A 22,959-nucleotide genomic window follows, 5' to 3' on the forward strand; every position below is an offset into this window, starting at 1 on the left:
CCATCGGCTCAGACCTGGCCCGGCGGCAGCAACGGGGGCTGCACGCCAGCCGCGCGCAGCTCGCTGGCGACGATGTCCTGGAAGCTCAGCGTGGGGTTCAGCTCGCAAAGCATGCCGACCCGGATCCAGAAGTTGGCCTGGGCGTTGATCGAGCGGCTGGAGACGGTACAGGCACGGCGCAGCTGGTCGTGCAGGGTGTCATCGATGTTGACGATGCCCATGGGCGGTCCTGAAGGAGGGGGTATACGAAGCGTATATGTTTCGTATATCCGGCTCAAGGCCGCCCGGTTCAGCTCGCGTCGGTGGCGAAGCGCAGACGGTTGCCGTCGGGGTCGACCAGCAGCATCTCGCGGCTGCCCCATTCGGTGTCATGCGGCGGTTGCTCGATCGGCACGTTGGCGGCGCTGAAGGCGCGGTGCAGGGCGTCGACGTCCTCTACGATGAAGTACACCGCGCCGCCGACCTCGCAGTCGCCGCTGTGTTCGGTGAGGAAGATCGTCTGGCCATCGCGGGTGAGCTGGGCGAACAGCGGGAAGCCGGGTTCGAAGCGGTGTTCCCAGTCAACCACGAAGCCTAGTCCCTGCACGTAGAACGGCAGGGTGGTGTCGGCGTGGCGCATGCGCAGCTGCGGGATGACGGTCTGGGCCATGGTGGCGGCTCCTGGGGCGGGAACCCAGTGTAGTGCCGAGCCATGCTCGGCCATCGCCCCCTGTAGAGTCGAGCCATGCTCGACTGCTGTTTGCCGTCCGCTGAGTCGAGCATGGCTCGACTCTACAGAAAGCGATAGCGATAGCCGAGCATGGGCCCGGCACTACCGAGGCGCTCAAAGGGCGGTCGGCACCGCGGCCATCGCCGCCAGCAGTTCGCGGTTCACCTGCTGGTGCCGGGCCTGCCACACCGGCAGATCCCCGGCGCTGACGTCAGGCTGGCCATCCAGCGACGACAGCCAGCGTTTGAAGCGGCTCTGGTAGCTGGCCAGCGACACCTCACCGGTGATGTCACTGCCGACCAGGCCGCCGGCACGCAGCGCTTCAATCACCACCAGCGCGTGTTCCAGCTGGAAGCGGCCCTGATCCCAGTTGCTGCGGGCCACGTCCTCGGCAAACACATCCTTGTCGATCGACAGGTAGGTCGGCTGCGGCGACTTGGCCTGCTCGGCAGCGAACGCAGCCACCAGCGCTTCGGGATGCTCGAAACGGCGGAAGGCGTGGCCCATGCCGAGACGATGCCCCCAGCCCACGTCCACATCCATGCACCAGTACGTCAGCCGGCCGCTCATCAGCGGGCGCCAGTGGTTCTCCCAGGCATGGCCGAGGCCGATGTCGCTGGAGGTGATGCCGAGCACGTGGATGTGCGAGATCTGCGGCAGCTTGCTGGCGGCGTTCACCCACGAACCGCAGTGCATGCCGAACGGGAAGCGCATGTTGTCCGGATGGTTGTCCAGCACCACCAGCTGGAACGGCGCCTGCGTGCGCATGCGCTGCAGCAGCGGCAGGCTGAGGTGGTGGAAGTCGCCACTGCCGAGCATCACCGTGCCGAGCTGGGCCGGCAGCGGTGCCAGCACTTCAGCGGCGAAACGGTCGAGGGTGGCATTGCTGCAGGCGAAGCGCAGTGGACCGTGCCATTGCGGCAGGGCCAGCGTCTGCGCCTGGGGCAGCGGCAGCACGCCACCGTCCAGGTCCAGGATCAACGGGGAACGCAACGGCATCGTTCAACCGCCTCCATCAGGTTCGCCCTGCAGGTACGGGGCCAGCCTGCGCAGGGCGGCGCGCAGCAGCGGGGAACGGGCGTGGATCGCATGCCGGGTGGAGGTGAAGCTGGCACCCAGTTCGGCCTTGATCCGCGAATCGGTCCAGCCGGCCACGTAGTGGCTCAGGCTGTGCTGCAGCGCGTATTCGAGGTTGTGCATCCAGCTCACCGCGTACAGGTTGTGCTCGCGGGACTGCGGATAGGCCAGGCCGATGTACTTGTCCACCAGCTTGCCCGCATGCACGTAACACAGGTTCCAGCCGATCAGCTGGCCCTGGTGGCGGTACAGGAACATCCGTCCCTGGCCCTGGCTGTCGGCCAGAAGATGCTGGAAGTAGGGCAGGTCGAGCTGGTCGAAATGCACCGCGCTCTGCGCGTACACGCCCAGGTACAAGGCATACAGTTCGGCCTGGAGCTGCGGGTCGGCCAGGGCCGGATCGCCGGTGGCGATGCAGTCGATCTGCAGGTCGTCGCGCGAGCGCAGCTTGCGCCGGATGTTCTTGCGGCGCGAAGACGACAGGCGGCCGAGATAGCCATCGAGCGAATCGAAATCGATCGCCACCCAGGCCAGCGGCATGCCTTCCAGTTCGACGAAGCCGCGTGCCAGCAATGCCTGCAGGAAGGCGCCGCTATGTGCGTTGGCGGCATCATCCAGCAGCGGTGAATCGATCGCCAGGTCCTTGACCACCAGCAGGCGGGTATCGCCGATCGCGTGACGCGTCACGTCCTCAGCCAATGCTTCTGGTGCGACGTGCGCGGGCAGCGGGGTGTACTCGGTGCTGGTGGCACCGACGAAGCGGGTCTTCCAGGTGATCCATGGCCGCCACAGGCGCGACAGCGGCAGGCCAAGCAGCTTGCCGCGCAGGTCGTCGTCCATGGTGGTGGTCAGATCCAGCGGCGCACGGAAGGTCGGCAGGCCACTGGGCAGGCGGCCTGCCTCGAACCCGAGCGGCGGGTGGGCCAGGAAGCCCTCCAGCAGCGCGGCCGGTTCCAGCGCGGTGCTGGATGCGCGTGACGTCATTTCCATCGGCACGGGAACCGGCAGCGCATCGGACCTCAGCCCTTGGCCTTGGTCAGCGCCTGGTCAAGCAGGGTGATCGCCAGGTCGATCTCTTCGTAGCTGATGTCCAGCGACGGCGCGAAGGTGATCACGTTCTTGTACCAGCCACCCACGTCGAGCACGAGGCCCATGCGCTTGCCGTCGTGCAGCAGGTCACCGGCCAGGCCGATGTCGACCATGCGGTCCAGCAGTTCCTTGTTCGGGGTGTAGCCGTCGGTCTGGCAGATTTCTGCACGCAGGGCCAGGCCCAGGCCGTCGACGTCGCCGATTTCCGGGTGGCGCTTCTGCAGGCCACGCAGGCCATCGAGGAAGTACGCGCCCTTTTCCGGCACGGTGCGCTCGTAATCCATTTCCTTGCCCAGCTTCAGCACTTCCAGGCCCAGGCGGGTGCCCAGCGGGTTGGAGTTGAAGGTGGAGTGGGTGGAGCCCGGCGGGAACACGGTCGGGTTGATCAGCTCTTCGCGCGCCCACAGGCCCGACAGCGGGTTCAGGCCGTTGGTCAGCGCCTTGCCGAACACCAGCACGTCCGGGGTCACGCCGAAGTGCTCGATGGCCCACAGCTTGCCGGTGCGCCAGAAGCCCATCTGGATTTCATCGACGACCATCAGGATGCCGTACTTGTCCAGCACGCGCTTGAGGCCGGTGAAGAAGTTGCGCGGCGGGATGACGTAGCCGCCGGTGCCCTGGATCGGTTCGACATAGAATGCGGCGTACTCCGCCTGACCGACCTTGGGATCCCACACGCCGTTGTATTCGCTTTCGAACAGGCGCTCGAACTGCCACACGCAGTGGTCGGAATACTCTTCCGGGGTCATGCCCTTCGGGCGACGGAAGGGGTAAGGGAACGGAATGAACATCGCGCGCTCGCCGAAGTGGCCGTAGCGGCGGCGGTAGCGGTAGCTGGAGGTGATCGACGACGCACCCAGGGTACGGCCGTGGTAACCACCTTCGAAGGCGAACATCAGGCTCTTGCCGCCGCGTGCGTTGCGCACGATCTTCAGCGAGTCTTCGATGGCCTGCGCGCCGCCGACGTTGAAGTGCACGCGGCCGTCGAGGCCGAACTTTTCGTGCATGTCCACGGCGATCGTCTTGGCCAGCTGCACGCGGGTCGGGTGCAGGTACTGGCTGGCGACCTGCGGCAGGGTGTCGATCTGGTCCTTGAGCGCGTCGTTCAGACGCTTGTTGCTGTAGCCGAAGTTGCAGGCCGAGTACCACATCTGCAGGTCGAGGTAGGGCACGCCCGCACCGTCGAACATGTAGCTGCCTTCGCCGCGCTGGAAGATCTTCGGCGGGTCGACGTAGTGGACGGTGTCGCCGAAGGAACTGTAGCGGGCTTCGTCGGCCAGCAGCTGCGCGTCGGAGGCGGCGGCGTCGGCGTTCTTGTCAAAAATGTTCATGCAGTTCGGTTCCGTGAAGGACGTTCGAAAGAGGTAGCGGGGGCGTGCTTGGAAGGGAGTGCTCAGGCGGTGGCCAGCAGCAGGGGCAGTACGGCGGGCTGCGGGCTGGCGTCGATACGACGTGGCTGCAGCAGGCTGCCATCGAGCAAGCGCGGCAGCAGTGCGATTGCATCGTGGAAGGTATCGATGGCGGCATGCTCGATGCCGGCATGGGTGCAATGGGTGATCAGGCGACGCTTGGCGAACACGAAGTCGGCATCTTCGGAGACGCAGAAATCCGAACTGCCATCGCCGATCATCAGCACACGCGGTGCTTCGTTGGCGCGCGCCTGCGCAGCGCAGGTGCACTTGCAGGTGCCGCTGCGGCAGCCTTCGGCCTGGTAGGGCGATTCCAGTTCCCAGTGGTCATCGCACCAGCGCAGGTGGTTGGCCACCACCGGCAGTTGCGACAGGCCGTGGTTGGCGAGGATGCGGTGGATCGCATAGTCCAGGCCGTCGCTGACGATGCGCAGCGGCACGCCCAGCTGTTCGGCACGGCTGACAAAGGCGGCAAAGCCCGGATCGATCTGCACCTGGTCCAGGTGGGCGTCGAGCGTGGCCGGGTCCAGCTTCAGCAGCCTGACCTGGCCCTGCATGCATTCGCGCGAGCCGATCTCTCCCGCTTTCCACTGGTCTTCCAGTTCCTGCCAGCCCGGCTGGCCGTATTTCTCCAGCAGCGAGTCAATGACATCTTCGAGGCTGATGGTGCCGTCGAAGTCACACAGGATGCTCCAGTGCATGGGCAGGTCCGTCGATGAAAGGAACGTCCGGCGCGATGCCGGGCCAGGCTCAATGTAGGCAGGCAGCCTTTCTCGTTCCTTTCCTGTTGAAAGCCTGCATTGCAGGGCGCGGAAAGCGTTCAGGAAGGTGCATGGATGAATGCGTGAGGCGCACTCCATCCGTGCGTCCTGGCGTCACGCGCGGGCCAGTGCCCGCAGTATTTCGGCGGTCTCTTCACGGGTCTGCCAGGCGCTGTTGCCGAGGGTCAGCATGCGTGCGGCGAAGTCGCGTGCGTTGGGCATGTCGTCCTGCGGCACGATGCCGCGCAGGTAGGCATAGCCGGGCAGGGCATGGATGAACATGCGGCTGGCGCCAAGCCCGCGTGGCCACAAGTCCTTCAGTACCGCATCGCGGGCGCGTTGGCTGGGCAGCAGCAGCATTAACAGTGGCCAGGTGCCACCGCTACCGGCCAGCCCATCGACCACCTCAACGGCGGGCAGCTGTGCCAGCTGCACCCGCAGCTGCAACGCACGCAGCCGACCGGCCTGAAGGAATGCCGGCAAGCGCCGCGCGGCATGCGCGCCGATGTTCTGCCGCCACTGGCTGACCCGGTGCTGCGGGATATCCAGCGGGAAAATGTCACCGACCGCATCTTCCAGATCGCCACGCTGAAGCGCATTGCGCAGTGGATTGCCATACACCAGTGACAGCAGCGAAGGGCGATAGCAGGCAGCAAGGCCCAGCAACTGCAGGCTCCGCAGCAGCTCCCAGCGCAGGCTGGAGCGAACGTGCTGGACGGCATGTTCGGCCAGCGCAGCACGCAGTTCGTCATCGCGGCTGACCAGCAGGCCGCCTTCATGCAGGCTCAGGCCCTTGCCGGCGGCCAGGCTGAAGAATCCGATATCGCCGCGCAGGCCGACACTGCTGTTGCCGACCCGTGCGCCGAGTGCCTGCGCGGCATCTTCGATCACCCAGGCGCCGGCGTTGCGGGCGACTTCGCAGGCCAGCTCGACATCGGCAATGCGCCCGCCCAGGTGGGTGGGCAGGATCGCCAGCGTGCGCGCATCGGCCAGCCGCTTAAGCTGGCCGGGGTCGAAGTCGAAATGACCGCGCCGGGTATCGCACAACTGCACGCGCAGGCCCAGGCTGTGCACCGCGATCGGCACCAGCGGGCAGGTATAGGCCGGCATGATCACGGTGTCGCGCTTTGGCGCACGCTTGCGCAGCGTGCGCAGGGCGATCAGCAGCGCGTGCGTGCCGGAACAGGTCAGCTGCAGCGGCGGTGTGCCGAGCTGGCTGGCAAGGATGTCACGCAGGTCGCCGCCACCGGGAAGGAAATCGCTGGCCTGCATCGGCAGGCCGGCGGTTGGTGGCAGTTCGCGCGCGAACAGGCTCATCGCAGCGCGCTCACGGGGTGCTTTCGGCAGGGCTGTGCGGGTCGTGCGCCTCGGCGCGGCCGAGGCAGACGATGCCGGCCACGATCAGTACCGCACCGAGCAGATGGTGCAGGGTCAGCGGCTCGTTCAACAGCCACGCCGACAGCAGCAGCACGCTGATCACTTCCAGGTGCGAGGCAGCAAAGGCGGGACCGATCGGCGCATGGCGCAGCAGGCTCATCCAGGTGAAGAATGCACCCACGTAGCCGAGGATGGCGCCGTAAACCCACGGCTGCGACAGCACGCGCAGCAGCCAGGCGGTGTTGGCCTCGACCGGCAACGCGGCGTCACCGGCGTACTTGAAGCACAGCTGGGCCAGCGTGTCGAAAGCCATCAGCAGCGGGAAGCCGATCACATACAGGCGCCTCATGAGCCGGCCCCCACCACGGCTACGCCGGCGGTGACCAGCAGCATGCCGGTCACCCGCAGCGGCGTGAGTTTCTCGCGGAACAGGAAACGGCCGGCGATCATCAGCGCGACGATGTTGATCGAGCCCAGCAGCACGCCCTTGGACAGCGGCACCAGCGACAGGAACGCGATCCAGGCGACGAACTCAAGCACGTAGCAGGCGATGCCGATCCACAGCCAGGGACGGCTGAGCATGTGTTTCCAGCGCTGCAGTCCTTCGCCCTCCTGCGGGTCGCTGGCGGCGGCCTTGAAGGCGAGCTGGCCACCGGTATCGAGCACGACATTGGCCAGCCACAGCAGCGTGGCAAGTGCCCCCATGTCAGGCCACCGCCTTGAGCACGCCAGTGCGTTCACCGATTTCGGTGAAGAAGCGCGCGCTGCGGCGGATCACATCGCGGCGTTCGCGGTCGATGGTGATCATGTGGTAACTGTCTTCCAGCACCACCAGTTCCTTCGGGCCGCTGACCCGCGACATCACCAGCTCGGCGTTGCCCATGCTGGCCACGTCGTCCTCGCGGGCGTGCATCACCAGGCACGGCGCGGTGACCTGGTGCAGGTGGCGGCGGGTCCAGTTGCTCAGGGCGCGCATTTCGGCCAGGGCGTGCCAGGGGTTGCCCGGCAGGCCGGCGGCGGCGCTGTCGCCGGACAGCATGGCGGCACTGACTTGTGCACGCAGGCGCTCGTCACGCAGGCCGTACGGCGGCTCTTCCATGAACATGCGGTCGCGGCCGATGTTGAAGCGCTTGAACCACGGCAGCAGGAACGAGAAGCGGGCCACGGCGGGGATGTTCCAGCCGTCATAGCGGAAGGTGGCGCCGTACACGCCAACCCCGGACACCCACTCGGGGCGACGTGCAGCCAGTGCCAGCGACAGCACCGCGCCCATCGACAGGCCGCCGACGAACAGCTGGTCGACCTTGCCGCGCAGGGTTGCCGCCGCATCTTCCACGCCCTGGTACCACTGTTCCCAGGTGGTCGCCAGCAGGTCATCCACGCTGCCGCAATGGCCGGGCAGCTGCACGCCGTGCACGGTGAAACCGGCGTTGTTCAGCCCTTTGCCCAGCATGCGCATTTCCGCCGGGGTGCCGGTCAGGCCATGGACCAGCAGCACGCCCTGTGGGCCACCGGGGAGGAAGAAGTCGTGCGATTCGGTCACCTGGCGGCTCCGGGACGGCAGTGGGGATGGCAGGATCGCAAGCGCGATTTTCGCCAGCCTTTCAGCGCCCCGGGCCGGGTCAGGGCGCCTTCAGCAGCGGCAGCGTGATGGCGACTTTCAGTCCGCCACCTGGGCGGTTCAGGAAGCTCAGGCGGCCGCCGAAGTGCTCCACCGCCTCGTGCGCGATGGCCAGGCCGAGGCCGGTGCCGCTGGCAGCGGTGCCCGGCGCCCGGAAGAAGCGCTCGCCCAGCCGTGGCATCACGTCGTCGGGCACGCCAGGGCCGTTGTCTTCCACATACAGTTCGACATTATTGTCGTCCAGCGCGTGCACGCCCACCGTGACGGTTGCATTGCGGCCGGCATAACGCAGGGCGTTGTCGATCAGGTTGTCCAGCGCTTCCTGCAGCATGGCGCCGTTGCCCAGTACACGCAGCGGATGGGGACTGCCGCGGTAGCCCAGATCGATGCCATCGCGGATCGCCTCCGGTACGCGCATGCCGACCCACTGCGGTACCAGCTCGCACAGGTCCAGTGCCTCCACGGTATCGGGCACGGTCTGCGCCCGGCTCAGTGCCAGCAGCTGGGTGCTGACCCGCGCGGTGCGCTGGTTGAGCCGGCGGATGTGCTGCAGCGCCTCGCGCACTGTATCGGGGTCGCCATGTGCCAGTGCCTGGTCCACATGCAGGGCCATGCCCGCCAGCGGCGAACGCAGCTGGTGCGCGGCATCGGCGATGAAACGGTTCTGCAGGGTGATCATTTCCGCCTGGCGGGCAAACAGATCATCGATGGTGCTGATCAGTGGCTGGATCTCCTCGGGCACGTCGGCATCGGAGATCGGCGCCAGTTCGCCGCGGCGCTGGGCCAGGCGGGTCCTCAGCGGGGTCAGGATACGCAGGCCATAGGTCACGCCGAACCAGACCAGCGCTGCGGTACCCAGCGCCAGCATGGTCATCAGCGGGATGATGATCATCAGGATCTCGCGCGCACGCTGCCGGCGGTCGGCCATGCTCTCGGCCACGGTCACCGCCAGCTGGTCCTGCGGATCGTTCATCGCCTGCGTGCAGATGGTGGCCATGCGCACCTGCTGGCCATTGAGGTTGCCGTCGTACAGCGCCGGATGCACGCCGGTGCAGTCCTGCGAAGGGGCGTACGGGCTGAAGTCTGCATTGCCGCTGAGCGTACCCATGCGGCTGCTGTCGACGTTGAAGTAGCGATGGCCGTCGGGGTCGTACTCGATCAGGAAGCGCGCCTGCGGAGACAGGTCGCTGGTCACCGGCATGGTGCTCAGCATCTGCGCGAACGAATGCGTGTCGTCGATCAGGTTGCGGTCGTGGATGCGGTTGGAATAGTCCAGCGCAACGTAGTAGGCCAGGACCGTGTTGAAGGTGAGCAGGCCCAGCATCGGCAACGCCAGAAAGGCGAGCAGGCGCCGGCGCAGGCTGGGCGGGCCACTGATCACGGTGTGCTTTCGTCCTGCGCGTCTTCCAGCATGTAGCCCAGCCCGCGCACGGTGCGGATGCCCATGCCGCCGGGCTGCAGCTTGCGGCGCAGGCGGTGCAGGGCGATGTCCAGGCCGTTGTCGGTGAGGTCCTGGCCCCAGTCGCACAGCGCCTCCACCAGTTGCGCGCGCGACACGATGCGCTCGGCGCGTACCGCCAGTGCCGACAGCAGGCCGAACTCGCGCGCGGTCAGTTCCAGCGACTGGTCGTCGATCCACACCCGGTGCCCGGCCAGATCGATACGCAGGCGGCCGATGCGCAGGTCCGGGTTGCCATTGCTGGTGACCCGCCGCAGCTGCGCACGCACGCGTGCTTCGAACTCGTCCAGCGCGAACGGCTTGACCAGGTAGTCATCGGCGCCCAGGTCGAGCACGCGCACGCGCTCGGCCAGGCCGTCGCGGGCGGTCACCACCAGCACCGCCAGGCCATCGCCGCGCTGACGCAGGCGCTGCAGCACATCGCGGCCATCCAGCTGAGGCAGGCCCAGGTCCAGCACCAGCAATGCGTACTGGGTCGAGCCCAGTGCCGCGTCGGCGTGCGCGCCGTTGTCGACGTGGTCAACCACGTGCCCCTGCCGGCGCAGCGAGGCGCACAGGCCGGAGGCGATATCCGGGTCGTCTTCAGCAATCAGAACGCGCATGCGCGGGGGCTCCTGTAACGGTCAGGCCCACCGGATGGACGGGGTGGGCCTCTCTCGGCTGCCGAGGGTAGCCGCAAACCGGGTGAAGGTGGAGCGCGCCGCCGCCGCCCGGTGCCGTCGCGCTGTCCCTTCATTCAGTCCTGCAGGCCCGGCTCACCCGGCGCCAACGGCACCCGCGAGCCATCCAGCAGGCCACGGCTGAGCCTGCCATTTTCGATGAACAGCAGTTCGCCGTTCTCGCCGTTCTTGATGCTGCTGTCGATGGCGATCACGCGGTCGCCATGGAAGCTGCTGACGTGTGGCATCGAGGTGTGGCCGACCACGATGCGTTTGAGCTGCAGGCGGTCGAGTACGGTCTGCACCCCCGCGGTGTCGAGGCGGCCATCGAAGTAGCCGCGGTACCAGATCGGGCTGGTCTTGCCGTCATACAGCGGTGCGGTGGCCGGGTCGGCCTTTACTTCGGCCTTGGGCAGCCCCAGCGACGCCTGGTAGGCCGCATTGGTGCGCGCCGGGTCCAGCGCCAGCTGCACTGCCTCGGGCGAAATGCCGCCGTGCAGGAACAGGGTGTCGCCGATCTTCAGCAGCACCGGGCGGGTGCGCAGCCACTGCCCGATCACCGAATCGGCACCGTACAGCTGCGGGTAGCTGTGGCCGAGCAGCTGCGCGCTGCGCAGGTACTTCGGGTTGACGTAGCGCAGGTCGTCGTACAACACCATGGTTTCGTGGTTGCCGAGCACGAAGTGCACCGCGCCGCCGGCGGCGGCCGCCTGCTGCTGCAGGCCATACAGCAGCCAGAAGGCCTCGGTCACCTGCGGGCCGCGGTCGAACACATCGCCGGCGATGACCAGCGTGTCCTTGCCCAGCGCCCAGCGATCCTGGGCATCGATGACCTGGTGGGCTTGCAGCAGGCGCACCAGCAACCCGTACTGGCCATGGATGTCGGACAGCGCAACGATGCGCGGCACGGCCGGCAGCACGGAAACCGAAGGCGCATTCGGGGCGGCCACGTGCACCGTGTGCTCGTAGCCGCAGCGCGGGGCGATGTCGGTACCTGCGGCCTGCGTGGCAAGCGTGTGCGACTCAACCTTGTCGTCGCAGATCCACTTGGCCTGCAGCTGGTCGCCCTGGCGGAACACATAGGGTCCATCGGCCTGCACGTGGTCGGCGGGCGCGGCAACCTCGCGGGCCTGCGTGGTTGCTGTGGCGCAGGCCAGCAGCGGCAACAGCAGGGCGGTCAGCAGGGAAGGGCGATCGCGCGACATCGGCGGCATCCAGTGGCGGAAAGACCCGATGCTAACCGGCGCGGGTGTTCGTCGGTGTGCGCGAATGGGCGGATCAGGTGTCGCGCCCGCCGTCCCTGAGCTTGCGCACGCGGGTGGCGGTGGGCTGAAGTGGCTGGCCGTCGCGCCCGCGCGGCTGCATGTAGGGCAGCGGCCGCCGCGTCGCCGATTCGATCAGCTGTGAATGGGCTTCACCGGCCTCGAAGCGATGGCGTTCACCCCATTGGCGCAGCGCGACCAGCAGCGGGAACAGTTCCTGGCCAGCGGCGGTGAGCACGTATTCCTGGTAGGCCGATCCATCGGAGGCCGGCTGCAGCTGCAGGACGCCGGCCTCTACCAGCCGGCGCAGGCGGTCGCTGAGGATGTTGCGGGCCGCGCCGAGGCTGCGCTGGAAATCACCGAAACGGGTGACGCCATCGAAGGCATCACGGATGACCAGCAGCGCCCAACGGTCACCGAGCAGATCGGCGCTGCGGGCGACGGGGCAGGGGCTGTCGGCGTGCATGGTGGACCTCTCTGATGTGGTTGCAGTTTAAAACCAATGGCAGTAGCCTGCATCAAGTTTCAAATTGCAACCACATCATGAGTGCCATATCGCTTCCCCGCCCGCTGCTGGTCCTGCTCGCGGTTGCCGCAGGTGCCAGCGTTGCCAACGTCTATTACGCGCAGCCGCTGCTGGATCAGCTTGCACGCGCCTTTGCGCTGGACCGGGCCGTGGCTGGCGCGGTGCTGGCTGCTACCCAGGCCGGTAGCGTGCTGGCGTTGCTTGGCCTGCTGCCGCTGGCGGACCGTGGTGACCGGCGACGCCTGCTGCGGCTGCAGTTGATCGCATTGGTGCTGGCGCTGCTGTGGCTGGCAGCGTCACGCACGGCGGGCTGGCTGTTGTCGGGCATGCTGCTGGCCGGCTTGCTGGGCACGGCGCTGACCCAGGGCCTGATCGCCTATACCGCCATGCTGGCACCGCCCGAGCAGCGCGGTCGCGTGGTCGGTGTGGTGCAGGGCGGCGTGTTCATCGGCCTGCTGCTGGCGCGCGTGGTGTCCGGTACGGTGGCGGCGGCCTTTGGCTGGCAGATGGTCTACCTGTTGTCAGCGATGGTGATGGCGGGGTTGGCGGCGCTGCTGTGGCGGCGCCTGCCCCCAGTACCGGTGCCGTCGGTTCCCCCACGCTGGCGCGAGCTGCTGGGCTCGATGCTGGGCATGCTGCGCCGCGATCGAACGCTGCGCGAGCGTGGGCCGCTGGCACTGCTGCTGTTTGCCGGCCTCAATGTGTTCTGGGCGGCGGCACCCTTGCCGCTCTCGGCGCCACCGCTGCATTGGTCGACCGCCGCCATCGGTGCACTGGGCCTGGCCGGGGTGATCGGTGCGCTGCTGGCGGCGCGGGTAGGGCACTGGATGGACCGTGGTTTCGCGCATCCGGTCAGCGTCGGTGCGCTGTTGTTGATGCTGGTTGCGTGGTGGCCCTTGCTGGGCCTGCCGCAGTCGCTGTCGTTGCTGCTGTTGGGCGTGATTGTGCTCGACCTGGGTGGGCAGGCACTGCACGTATCTAACCAGGCATTGCTGCTGCGCGCGCCGGCTGAACTGCATGGACGCCTGGTGGCTTTGTACATGCTGTTCTATGCGGTGGGCAGTGGTGCCGGTGCAGCGGCCGGGCCGTGGATGCAGGCGCGCCATGGCTGGCCGGCGGTATGCCTGTTGGGGGCGGGCATCGCGTTGCTGGCGCTGCTCTGGTGGGCAGCGTGGTGGGTGGTGGCGGTGAAAGCAGCGGCCGGCGGCCGTATCGGTAGTGCCGGCTGTCAGTAGAGTCGACTGTCAGCCGACTGCTCTTCGCCCTGCGCGCGAAAAACCCCGCGGTGCGCGCGATAGTCGACCCGCGGTCGACTCTACCTGTCCTGCCGTCATCGCTGCAGTGCGCGCCGTCCCGGCGCTTCCTGCAGGTCCGCACTGGCCACCACCACGCGGTTGCGGCCGCTGCGCTTGGCCTCGTACATTGCCGCGTCGGCACGGGCCATCAGCCGCTCGTAGTCCGGATGACCGTCGTGGCCGGCCACGCCGATGCTGGCGGTCAGTGCCAGCACCTGGCCGTTGGCCAGTGCCACCGGCGACTGTGCGATCTGCCGCCGCAGGCTCTCGGCGATCACGGTCGCCTGCGATTCGCTGGCAGCCACCAGTACCACCACGAATTCTTCGCCGCCATAGCGGAACAGGTAGTCGCTGCCGCGCGTGAGCTGGCCGAGCAGGCCGGCGACGTGCTGCAACGCGCGGTCGCCGGCATCGTGGCCGTGGCCGTCGTTGATTGCCTTGAAGTGATCCAGGTCGAGCAGCAGCAGCGAGAACGGTGTGCGGTTGCGTGTGGCCAGCTCGATTTCCCGGCGCAGCACGGTGGGCAGGAAGCGACGGTTGAGCAGGTTGGTCAGCGCGTCGCTGCCGGCATCCAGTTCGCCGATGCGCTCGAACAGCAGTGTCATCAGGGTGCGGATGGCGGCCAAGTCCTCGCGGATGGCCGGCAGCACCGCCAGTCGCTGCGCCGGAGCATCGCCGCTCGCGCGCTGCAGGTGGCCATCAATGCGGGCCATCAACTGGCCCACCTGCTGCGTTTCGCTGCTTTCGCCGAAGCTGGGGATGCCCTTGTGGGTGAACCACAGGCCGAACTCCGAGGTAGCCAGGCTGGCGTTGTCGCTGGCCTGCACGTGGCCGGCCAACGCGTAGAGCAGGGCGTTTTCCCAGTCCAGCAGCAGTGCGCGCTGGCGCTCGCGTTCGGTACCGACGTTCTGTACCAGCGAGAACAGCCGGTAGGCGGCGTCGGCACGGGTGGAGCGCTCGCGCGCGTGGGTGTAGGCCAGGGTCATGCCTTCCATGGCGATATCCATGATCGCGCTGAGGCAGTCGATGGCGGCAAATGCGGTGTCGCTGTCCGGTGCATCGTCGCGCAGGCGCACGAACAGTTCGTGCTTGAGCACACGCGCACCGCGGGTAACCAGGTCGACCGGAATGCCGACGCGGGCGTGCACGTCGCCGATGATCCGCTGCGAGGCCACGGTGTTGGCGATGCCGCTGGCATCAGTGGTCAGCAGCTGCGCCAGCCAGCGCTGCATGGCCGGCTGCAGGCGCTGCTTGACCTGGTCGTGGGACAGGAAACGGCGCGCACGGGTGTCCTGCAGCAGTACTTCGTAAAAGCGCTGGGCCAGCGCGGGTGGGGCATCGGTAGCAGCGGCCGTGAGCAGCGCGGTGGCGGCAGGGCCGGCCTGCAGCAGACACTGCTGCCAGGCCTCGGCCAGCGGCTGGCTGGCATCGTCCAATTGGGGTGGTTCCACGTCGATCTCTGACTGCGTACGGCAAACCACGGGTATCGGCCGCGGCGGCATACGGTTGATGGCGGGTTAGCCGGCCAGTTTACGCGCGGTGCAGGGTTGCACGGTGCGCAAACCACATCGGCGCCGCTGCGGCAATGAGTGAACGCATTTGAGAATCAATCGCATTGATGGGGGAATGCGCGCACGGAACGGGCTGCAGGTGCCTGCTGCAGGACTGCTCCGCCTCCCCCTCGTCGTTGCCTCAAGCCCTTTGCCAGAGGCCCCGTAGCCCTGCCAGAAGGTCCTGATCATGTCCCCTGCCGTTGTCCTTTCGCCGCGCCCGCTGGCGCTTGCCGTTGCCGCCCTGCTGGCCGGCAGCGCCCTGACCGCCCACGCCGAAACCGACGCCACCGATATCGACACGGTGCACGTCACCGCCTCGCAGATCGCGCGCCAGGCCCTGGGTACCTCGACCATCACCGCAGAGGACATCGCCAGGCGCCCGCCGGCCAACGACATCGCCGAGCTGCTGCGCACCATGCCCGGCGTCAACCTGACCGGCAACAGTGCCTCGGGCCAGTACGGCAACAACCGCCAGATCGATCTGCGTGGCATGGGCCCGGAAAACACCCTGATCCTGGTCGACGGCAAGCGCATCGGTGCGCGTGATGCCGTGCGCATGGGCCGCAGCGGTGAGCGCAATACCCGCGGCGATACCAACTGGGTGCCGGCGGAAATGATCGAGCGCATCGAAGTGCTGCGTGGCCCTGCAGCGGCACGTTATGGCTCGGGTGCTTCCGGTGGCGTGGTCAACATCATCACCAAGCGCCCGACCGGCGACCTGACCGGCGCGGTCGACCTGTATGGCCTGGTGCCCGAGCACAGCGCCGAAGGCGGCAGCGAGCGCGTAGGCCTGCAGCTGAGCGGGCCGATGACCGACACCCTGTCGTTCCGCCTGTACGGCAATCTCAACAAGACCGACGCCGATTCGCTGGAACTCAATCGTGACTTCGCGACGAATCCGAACGCGGTGCCGCCGGCCGGTCGCGAGGGCGTCAAGAACCGCGATGTCAACGCGCTGCTGCGCTGGGACGTGACCGCCAACCAGGTGGTCGAATTCGAAGCCGGCACCAGTCGCCAGGGCAACATCTATGCTGGCGACCGCGCGGTCAGCACCACCGGTACCTCGACACCGATCGATCTGGGGGCGTTGGCCGAGCAGCAGGCCGAGACCAACCGCATGTACCGCAACACCGGCGCGATCACCCACCGCGGCCGCTGGGGTGATGTGACCTCGCGGGTAACGGCTGCAGTGGAGGCGGTGAACAACTCACGCATCAACGAAGGCCTGGCCGGTGGCCCGGAGGGCAGCTTCAACGGCACCGACTGGTCGACCTCGCGCCTGCGCAACTACCAGCTGGACGGCGAAGTCAGTTTCCCGACCACGCTGGGTGGTGCCGAGAACATCTGGACGCTGGGCTTTGAATACCTGGACAGCCGCCTGACCGACCCGTACTCGATGAGCCAGTCCAGCAGCAGCGGCGGCGGCATCCCGGGGCTGTCGGCCGATCGCGCACGCGGCAAGTCCGACGCGCAGACCACCGCCGTGTTCGTGGAAGACAACATCTACCTGGGCGAGCGCTGGATCGTCACCCCGGGCCTGCGCTTCGACCACCACAGCCAGTTCGGCAACAACACCAGCCCCAGCTTCAACGCGCAGTTCCGCATCAACCGCGACTGGGTGGTGAAGGGCGGTATCGCCCGTGCATTCAAGGCGCCGAACCTGTACCAGTCGAATCCGGACTACCTGTACTACACCCGGGGCAATGGCTGCCCGAATGCACTGCCGAGCCTGGGCGCCGGCTGCTACATGCGCGGCAACTCGGACCTGAAGGCGGAAACCAGCCTGAACAAGGAACTGGGTATCGAGTGGGCACCGCAGAGCGGCTGGCAAGCGTCGTTGACCTACTTCCACAACGACTACAAGGACAAGATCCAGGCCGGGTACAACCAGATCGGGCTGACCGCCGACACCAAGGGTCGCATCTTCCGCTGGGAGAACGCACCCAAGGCGATCGTGCAGGGGCTGGAAGGCAACCTGGTGGTCCCGCTGCTGGGCGAGCAGGGCAACCGCCTGAAGTGGAGCAACAACTTCACCTACATGGTGGAGAACGAGAACAAGAGCACCGGCCAGCCGCTGTCGGTGATTCCGAAGTACACCGTCAACACGATGCTGGACTGGCAGGCCACCGACAAGTTGTCGCTGCTGCTGACCGGCACCTTCTACGGCAAGCAGAAGCCGGCCACCACCAACATCAACAATGATCCGCGCTGCACCGGCACCTGCGATCCGTCGATCGCGCTGCAGGACCGTGGTGCGTACAACATCTGGGGCGTGAGCGCGCGCTACAAGGTGACCGAGACGGTCAGCTTCGGTTTCGGCGTCAACAACCTGGCCGACAAGCGCCTGTTCCGCGAGGCCAACAGCAGCGATGCCGGCGCGGCGACCTACAACGAGCCGGGCCGCGCGTACTGGGCCAGCCTGCGCTTCGGGTTCTGACCGCAGGCGGATGTCGGTCCGCTGCGTTCGCCAGGCGTGGCCTGGCGTTGCCGGCCGCGCTCCGGTAGCGCCGGGCCATGCCCGGTGAGGGACCGCGTGGCCTGCAATGTTATAAACACCGTGATAGTTTCCCCACGGCCGCCGGCGTAGCCTGCCTCCATCGCAAAGGAGCTGTTGCCATGGGCCACGACCACGATCACCTGCCATCCGAGATCCGCCACGAGAAACCCTTGTGGTGGGCGCTCGGCCTGACCTCCACCTTCCTCGTCGTCGAGGTGGTGGGCGCGTTCTGGACCAACAGCCTGGCGCTGTTGTCCGATGCGGCGCACATGGCCACCGATGCTCTGGCATTGATGATCGCGCTGGTCGCGGTACGGCTGAGCCGGCGCCCGCCGGACGCGCGCCGCACCTACGGCTATGCACGCCTGGAAGCGCTGGGCGCGATGATCAACGGTGCGATGCTGTTCGTGGTCGCCGGTTACATCCTGTGGGAGGCCATCGGGCGTTTCCGCGAACCGCAGGAGATTGCCTCGTCAGGCATGCTGGTGATTGCCGCGGCGGGCCTGGTCATCAACCTGATCTCGATGCGCCTGCTGCAGGCCGGCAGCGGTGAGAGCCTGAACGTGAAGGGCGCCTACCTGGAAGTGTGGGCGGACATGCTCGGCTCGGTGGCGGTAATTGCGGGTGCGCTGTTGATCAAGTGGACCGGCTGGAAGCCGATCGATCCGATCCTGGCGGTGCTGATCGGCCTGTGGGTACTGCCGCGCACCTATGTGCTGATGCGCGAGGCGATCAACGTGCTGCTGGAAGGCGTGCCCAAGGGCATGGACGTGGCCAAGGTGCGTGACAGCCTGTCCGGCCACGCTGCGGTACTGGACGTGCATGACCTGCATGTGTGGGCGCTGGCCTCCAGCACCCCGGCGCTGACCGCGCACATCGTGATGCGCGACGGCACCGATGCCGATGCGCTGCGTCGTGATCTGGGCGGGCGCCTGCACGATGACTTCGGCATCGAGCATGTGACACTGCAGATCGAAGCGGACCACTGCGGCGAAGCCTGTGGTGAGCCGGCGCCGGCCAAGGCCGGCGAGCACGAGGGCCATGAAGGCCATGACCACGGCGAGGACGCGCAGGGCCACCGCGGCCACGTGCATCGCTGAACGAGGATGGCGACCGCGCCGGGTGATGCCCGGTGCGGTCATTCGTCCCGTCGCGAGGCCAGCCGGTCTGCCAGCCGCGTCGGCTCCGGCAGCCGGTAACCGCGCAGCGTGCGCTGCACCCAGTCCAGCGCGGTATCCGCACTGACCCGATGGCCGCCGGCCACGAACAGTGGCTTGCAGCGCAGCTTGCTGCGCAGCACCCAGCCCAGTTGCTCATCGCCATCCAGCAGCGGCGTATGCGCACCGGCCTCGGCGCCCGGTTCGACGAACCTGCCCACCAGCTTCGACTTGGCCACGCCGATGCTCGGCAGGTCGATGACCACTCCGAGATGAGCGGCCACGCCCAGCCGGCGCGGGTGGCTGATGCCATGGCCATCGACGAACACCAGGTCCGGCGTATGCGGCAGCAGCGCCAGCGCGGCCAGCAGTGCCGGCAGCTCGCGGAAGCTGAGCAGGCCGGGGATATAGGGCATCACCGTGGGGATGCGCGCGATCTCCTGCGCCACGGGCTGCAGCGTCTCCGCGTCCAGCAGTACCGCCGCGGCGCGTGTGATGGCGCCATCATCCTCGAAGCCGACATCCAGCCCGGCCAGCCAGCGCACCGTGCGTGGCAGCCGGTCCTGGCGTTCCACGCGACCGGCCAGCTGGAGCTGCTGCTCGCGGGCCGCGGCGACGCTGCCTTCCCAGCGTCCGGGGTCGATCACCGTATTCATTGGTTGCAGCATCGCATGTGTGGGGCCACGGCACGGTGAGCGGCGCCCGGGGCTACAATGGCGGCCTGCCTTTCCTCGCGTTGGAGACCCTGCAGTGACCCGTAAACTCGTACTGTTGCGCCATGGCCAGAGCCAGTGGAACCTGGACAACCGCTTCACCGGCTGGGTCGATGTCGACCTGACCGAGCAGGGGCGCCGGGAAGCGGCTGCCGCCGGTCGCCTGATGCGCGAGGAAGGCCTGCAGTTCGACGTCGCCCACACCTCCGTGCTCAAGCGCGCCATCCACACCCTGCAGGGTGCGCTGGCCGAGCTGGAACAGGACTGGCTGCCGGTGAACAAGTCCTGGCGCCTCAACGAACGCCATTACGGCGGCCTGCAGGGCCTAGACAAGGCCGAGACCGCCGCCAAGCACGGCGAGGACCAGGTCAAGGTGTGGCGTCGTTCGTACGATATCCCGCCGCCGGCCATGGACCTGGAGGATCCGGGCCACCCGATCCATGACCGCCGCTACGCTGGCCTGGACCGCAACGCGCTGCCGGGCACCGAATCGCTGGCCACCACGCTGGACCGCGTGCTGCCGTACTGGCACGACGCCATCGCGCCGCAGCTGAAGGACGGCAAGACCGTGCTGGTCACCGCCCACGGCAACTCGCTGCGCGCGCTGTACAAGTACCTCAACAACGTCTCGCGCGAGGAAATCCTCGAGCTGAACATCCCGACCGGCATCCCGCTGCTGTTCGAGTTGAACGACGACCTGACGGTGCAGTCGTTCCGCTATCTGGGCGACCCGGAAGCAGCGCGCAAGGCCGCTGAAGCCGTGGCCAACCAGGGCAAGGCGAAATAAAACAGAAGGCCGGCGCAAGCCGGCCTTCGTTTTTTTGTAGAGTCGAGCCATGCTCGACTGCTGTTGGCCTCTTGCCGCAAGGACAATAAACCCGGAACGGAGCGCAGTCGAGCATGGCTCGACTCTACATAAGCGCGTCCTGTGACCTTTGGCCGGTCCCACCGCAGGCCTCCCCGGCTACCCTGTGAAATTACCCGCAGGAGAGCCTCATGAACGTCCGCAACCTGGTCCCGCTGGGCCTGACCATCGCCATCGCTGCCTCGCTGGCGGCCTGTGGCAAGAATGAAACCGCGCCGGCGGCCAGCGCCGACGCCAAACCGGCCTTCGACCTGTCGCAGATCAAGACGCCGCTGATCTCGCTCAACAGCGCCGACCTGGATCCGGCCATTTCGGCCTGTACCGACCTCAACGGCTTCGTCAACAGCAAGTGGCTGAAGGCCAACCCGGTGCCGGGCGACCAGACCACCTGGGGCAGCTTCGAGATCCTGCGCGAGCGTTCGCTGGAAGTGCAGCACACGCTGGTGCAGCAGGCCGCCGCCAGCCAGGCCAAGGCCGGCTCGGTGGAAGCCAAGATCGGTGACATCTGGAAGACCGGTAACGACGAGGCCAAGATTGAAGCCGCCGGCCTGGCGCCGCTGCAGCCGCAGCTGGACAAGATCACCGCGCTGAACGACACCGCCGCCATCACCCAGTACCTGCGCGACAGCCAGGCCGAGGGCAAGGGCGTGCTGTTCTCGCTGTTCGCCAATGCCGACTACAAGGATTCGGCCAACGTCATCGCCTACGTCGGCCAGGGCGGCCTGGGCCTGCCGGAGAAGGGCTACTACTTCGACGATGCGCAGGCCAAGATCCGCGATGCCTACGTGGCCTACATCGCACAGGTGCTGACCCTGTCCGGCGTGGACGCGGCACGGGCCGCCGAGCAGGCCAAGGCCGTGATGGCCTTTGAAACCCGCCTGGCCAAGGCCTCGATGTCGCGCATCGAAATGCGTGACCCGGCCAAGCGCTACAACCCGCTCAGCGCCGCCGACGCCGACAAGCTGACCCCGAACTTCAGCTGGACCGCGCTGTTCGACACCCTGAAGGTGCCGGCCGCGCAGAAGTTCTCGCTGGCCCAGCCGGGCTTCTTCAGTGAAATGGACAAGATGCTGGCCGATACCATGCCCAGCACCTGGCAGGCCTACCTGCGCTTCCACACCATCGACGACGCCTCGCCGTACCTGAGCAGCCAGTTCGAGAAGGCCAACTTCGATTTCTACGGCACCACCCTGCGTGGCCAGAAGGAAATGCAGCCGCGCTGGAAGCGTGTGCTGGAGTCGGTCAACGGTGGCATGGGCGAAGCCCTGGGCCAGCTGTACGTCGACGCCGTGTTCCCAGCCGAATCCAAGGTGGCCATGCAGCACCTGGTGGAAAACCTGTCGCAGGCGCTGAAGGCGCGCCTGGAGCAGCTGCCGTGGATGGGCGAAGAAACCAAGAAGAAGGCCCTGGAGAAGTGGGCCAGCTTCACCCCGAAGATCGGTTACCCGGACAAGTGGCGTGACTGGGCGGGCCTGCAGACCAACGGCGACAGCTACCTGGGCAACATGCAGGCGGCGCGTGCGTTCAATTACCGCTACATGCTGGACAAGATCGGCAAGCCGGTGGACAAGACCGAGTGGGGCATGACCCCGCAGACCGTCAATGCCTACTACAACGCCACCAAGAACGAGATCGTGTTCCCGGCGGCGATCCTGCAGGCACCGTTCTTCGACGCCAAGGCCGATCCGGCGCTGAACTACGGCGGCATCGGTGCGGTCATCGGCCACGAGATGATGCACGGCTACGACGACTCGGGCAGCCAGTTCGCTGCCAACGGCAACTTCGACAACTGGTGGACCGACGCCGACCGCAAGGCCTTCACCGAACGTACCGACCAGCTGGTCGCGCAGTTCGATGGCTATGAATCGGTGCCGGGCGTGTTCGTGAAGGGCAAGCTGACCCTGGGCGAGAACATCGGCGACCTGGGCGGCTTGACCGTGGCCTACGACGCGTTGCAGATGGCGCTGAAGGAAGATCCGAAGGCGAATGTCGAAGTCGATGGTCACAGCCAGGACCAGCGCTTCTTCATGAACTGGGCTACCGTGTGGCGCCGCAACTTCACCGACGGTGAGCTGCGCGTCCGCCTGAACACCGACCCGCACGCGCCGGCCAACTTCCGTGCCAACGGCGCGCCGTCGAACATGCCGTCGTATGCCGCTGCGTTCCAGTGCAAGGCCGGCGACGCGATGGTGCGTGCCGACGACAAGCGCGTGGTGATCTGGTAACCGATCGCAGGTGATGCGTGATGCAGAAGGCCCGGCGAACGCCGGGCCTTTTGTTTGTCTGATCGGTAGCGCCGGGCCATGCCCGTCTCAGGCCAGCGCCGGCTCCTGCGCCAGCATGCGATGGAAGCGCTGCAGCACGTAGGGATCGATCAGGCCGCCGGATTGCTCGTCAATGATCCGCAGCACCTTTTCGTGCTCCATCGCGGTGCGGTAGGGACGCACGCTGGTCATCGCGTCGTAGGCATCGGCGATGGTGACGATGCGTGCACCGAGTGGAATGTCTTCGCCGCGCAGGCCATCGGGATAGCCACTGCCATCGAAGGCCTCGTGATGGGTGCGGATCAGCCGTGCCACCGGTACGGCATCGCTGCGGCCGGTGGCCATGAAAATGTGCTCGCCACGCACCGGATGCTCGCGCATGATCGCGCGCTCCTCGTCGGTATGCCGGCGCGGGGCCAGCAGCACATCGTCGGGAATGCCGATCTTGCCGATGTCGTGGAAACGGGCGGCCAGGCCGATCTGCGCGCAGGCTTCATCGTCGAGATCGCAGCGTGCGGCCAGGCGCTGCGCGAGCAGTCCGACGCGATCGCAGTGGTGGCGGGTGTAGGCGTCGCGCATCTGCAGCGACATCGAGAGGGCATCGATCAGGCAGGCCTGCGCGTGCAGCAGGTCGGGGGCGGGTACGGCGTCAGGAAACATGGTCAT

The 22,959-nt window shown here is 67.0% G+C and carries 22 protein-coding genes; 5 read left to right on the top strand and 17 right to left on the bottom strand.

Features of this window, described 5'->3' with window-relative positions:
- Positions 1 to 8 precede the first annotated feature (8 nt).
- The 14 genes from ACZK45_RS06010 to ACZK45_RS06075 form a co-directional block, all read right to left on the bottom strand.
- Positions 9 to 221, bottom strand: a complete 213-nt coding sequence (locus ACZK45_RS06010; protein WP_005412680.1) for a ParD-like family protein — start codon at positions 219 to 221, stop codon at positions 9 to 11.
- Positions 222 to 289: 68 nt separating this feature from the next.
- A complete protein-coding gene (locus ACZK45_RS06015; protein WP_180837961.1) occupies positions 290 to 649 on the bottom strand; it encodes a bleomycin resistance protein in 360 nt (119 codons plus the stop codon).
- A gap of 174 nt (positions 650 to 823) precedes the next feature.
- Complete coding sequence (locus ACZK45_RS06020) at positions 824 to 1,708, bottom strand: arginase family protein (RefSeq protein WP_180837962.1); 885 nt, start codon at positions 1,706 to 1,708, stop codon at positions 824 to 826.
- A gap of 3 nt (positions 1,709 to 1,711) precedes the next feature.
- Positions 1,712 to 2,776, bottom strand: a complete 1,065-nt coding sequence (locus ACZK45_RS06025) for a GNAT family N-acetyltransferase (RefSeq protein WP_180837963.1) — start codon at positions 2,774 to 2,776, stop codon at positions 1,712 to 1,714.
- 29 nt (positions 2,777 to 2,805) lie between these two features.
- Positions 2,806 to 4,206: an aspartate aminotransferase family protein gene (locus ACZK45_RS06030; protein WP_032127529.1), complete on the bottom strand. Its 1,401-nt coding sequence runs from the start codon at positions 4,204 to 4,206 to the stop codon at positions 2,806 to 2,808.
- Between the two features lie 62 nt (positions 4,207 to 4,268).
- Positions 4,269 to 4,985, bottom strand: a complete 717-nt coding sequence (locus ACZK45_RS06035; protein WP_180837964.1) for an MtnX-like HAD-IB family phosphatase — start codon at positions 4,983 to 4,985, stop codon at positions 4,269 to 4,271.
- A gap of 174 nt (positions 4,986 to 5,159) precedes the next feature.
- Positions 5,160 to 6,362, bottom strand: coding sequence for a DegT/DnrJ/EryC1/StrS family aminotransferase (locus ACZK45_RS06040; protein ID WP_125894494.1), 1,203 nt, complete (start codon positions 6,360 to 6,362; stop codon positions 5,160 to 5,162).
- Between the two features lie 10 nt (positions 6,363 to 6,372).
- A complete protein-coding gene (locus ACZK45_RS06045; RefSeq protein WP_125894491.1) occupies positions 6,373 to 6,771 on the bottom strand; it encodes a DMT family transporter in 399 nt (132 codons plus the stop codon).
- Complete coding sequence (locus ACZK45_RS06050) at positions 6,768 to 7,127, bottom strand: EamA family transporter (RefSeq protein WP_012479558.1); 360 nt, start codon at positions 7,125 to 7,127, stop codon at positions 6,768 to 6,770. Before ACZK45_RS06050 ends, ACZK45_RS06045 begins: the two co-directional genes overlap by 4 nt.
- A 1-nt stretch (position 7,128) precedes the next feature.
- Positions 7,129 to 7,965, bottom strand: coding sequence for an alpha/beta hydrolase (locus ACZK45_RS06055; RefSeq protein ID WP_010483180.1), 837 nt, complete (start codon positions 7,963 to 7,965; stop codon positions 7,129 to 7,131).
- 79 nt (positions 7,966 to 8,044) lie between these two features.
- Entirely contained in the window at positions 8,045 to 9,424 is a 1,380-nt protein-coding gene (locus ACZK45_RS06060) for a sensor histidine kinase (protein ID WP_478445587.1), read from the bottom strand.
- Positions 9,421 to 10,104, bottom strand: a complete 684-nt coding sequence (locus ACZK45_RS06065; RefSeq protein ID WP_121503880.1) for a response regulator — start codon at positions 10,102 to 10,104, stop codon at positions 9,421 to 9,423. The genes ACZK45_RS06060 and ACZK45_RS06065 overlap by 4 nt, the downstream gene beginning before the upstream one ends.
- Before the next feature lie 134 nt (positions 10,105 to 10,238).
- Positions 10,239 to 11,366, bottom strand: coding sequence for a metallophosphoesterase (locus ACZK45_RS06070; protein WP_478445588.1), 1,128 nt, complete (start codon positions 11,364 to 11,366; stop codon positions 10,239 to 10,241).
- 73 nt (positions 11,367 to 11,439) lie between these two features.
- Positions 11,440 to 11,889: a winged helix-turn-helix transcriptional regulator gene (locus ACZK45_RS06075; RefSeq protein WP_049399611.1), complete on the bottom strand. Its 450-nt coding sequence runs from the start codon at positions 11,887 to 11,889 to the stop codon at positions 11,440 to 11,442.
- Positions 11,890 to 11,966: 77 nt separating this feature from the next.
- On the opposite strand from ACZK45_RS06075, the gene ACZK45_RS06080 reads away from it, so the two are divergent.
- The gene (locus ACZK45_RS06080) at positions 11,967 to 13,184 is read left to right on the top strand and encodes an MFS transporter (protein ID WP_478445589.1); all 1,218 of its coding nucleotides are present in this window, start codon (positions 11,967 to 11,969) and stop codon (positions 13,182 to 13,184) included.
- A gap of 95 nt (positions 13,185 to 13,279) precedes the next feature.
- Here the strand turns inward: ACZK45_RS06080 and ACZK45_RS06085 are convergent, their stop codons facing one another.
- Entirely contained in the window at positions 13,280 to 14,695 is a 1,416-nt protein-coding gene (locus tag ACZK45_RS06085; protein ID WP_125894485.1) for a GGDEF domain-containing protein, read from the bottom strand.
- A gap of 289 nt (positions 14,696 to 14,984) precedes the next feature.
- Between ACZK45_RS06085 and ACZK45_RS06090 the strand changes: the two genes are divergently transcribed.
- On the top strand, positions 14,985 to 17,234 hold the full coding sequence (locus tag ACZK45_RS06090; protein WP_253143353.1) for a TonB-dependent siderophore receptor: 2,250 nt from the start codon (positions 14,985 to 14,987) through the stop codon (positions 17,232 to 17,234).
- A gap of 179 nt (positions 17,235 to 17,413) precedes the next feature.
- Positions 17,414 to 18,394 carry a cation diffusion facilitator family transporter gene (locus ACZK45_RS06095; RefSeq protein ID WP_107432646.1) on the top strand — a complete coding sequence of 327 codons (981 nt, stop codon included), beginning with the start codon at positions 17,414 to 17,416 and terminating at the stop codon, positions 18,392 to 18,394.
- Positions 18,395 to 18,432: 38 nt separating this feature from the next.
- On the opposite strand, the gene nfi is transcribed toward ACZK45_RS06095, so the two are convergent.
- Positions 18,433 to 19,107, bottom strand: a complete 675-nt coding sequence (nfi, locus tag ACZK45_RS06100; protein WP_253143352.1) for a deoxyribonuclease V — start codon at positions 19,105 to 19,107, stop codon at positions 18,433 to 18,435.
- A 94-nt stretch (positions 19,108 to 19,201) separates the two neighbouring features.
- Here nfi and gpmA point away from each other — a divergent pair, with 94 nt between their 5' ends.
- Both gpmA and ACZK45_RS06110 read left to right on the top strand, forming a co-directional pair.
- Positions 19,202 to 19,951, top strand: a complete 750-nt coding sequence (gene gpmA / locus ACZK45_RS06105; protein WP_019337589.1) for a 2,3-diphosphoglycerate-dependent phosphoglycerate mutase — start codon at positions 19,202 to 19,204, stop codon at positions 19,949 to 19,951.
- A 209-nt stretch (positions 19,952 to 20,160) separates the two neighbouring features.
- Positions 20,161 to 22,254: a M13 family metallopeptidase gene (locus tag ACZK45_RS06110; RefSeq protein WP_125894479.1), complete on the top strand. Its 2,094-nt coding sequence runs from the start codon at positions 20,161 to 20,163 to the stop codon at positions 22,252 to 22,254.
- A gap of 87 nt (positions 22,255 to 22,341) precedes the next feature.
- Here the strand turns inward: ACZK45_RS06110 and ACZK45_RS06115 are convergent, their stop codons facing one another.
- Positions 22,342 to 22,959 (bottom strand): HD-GYP domain-containing protein, encoded by a 618-nt coding sequence (locus tag ACZK45_RS06115; RefSeq protein WP_046983231.1) that lies wholly within the window; start codon positions 22,957 to 22,959, stop codon positions 22,342 to 22,344.

The sequence above is a fragment of the Stenotrophomonas sp. 63632_Sma genome, assembly GCF_056482875.1.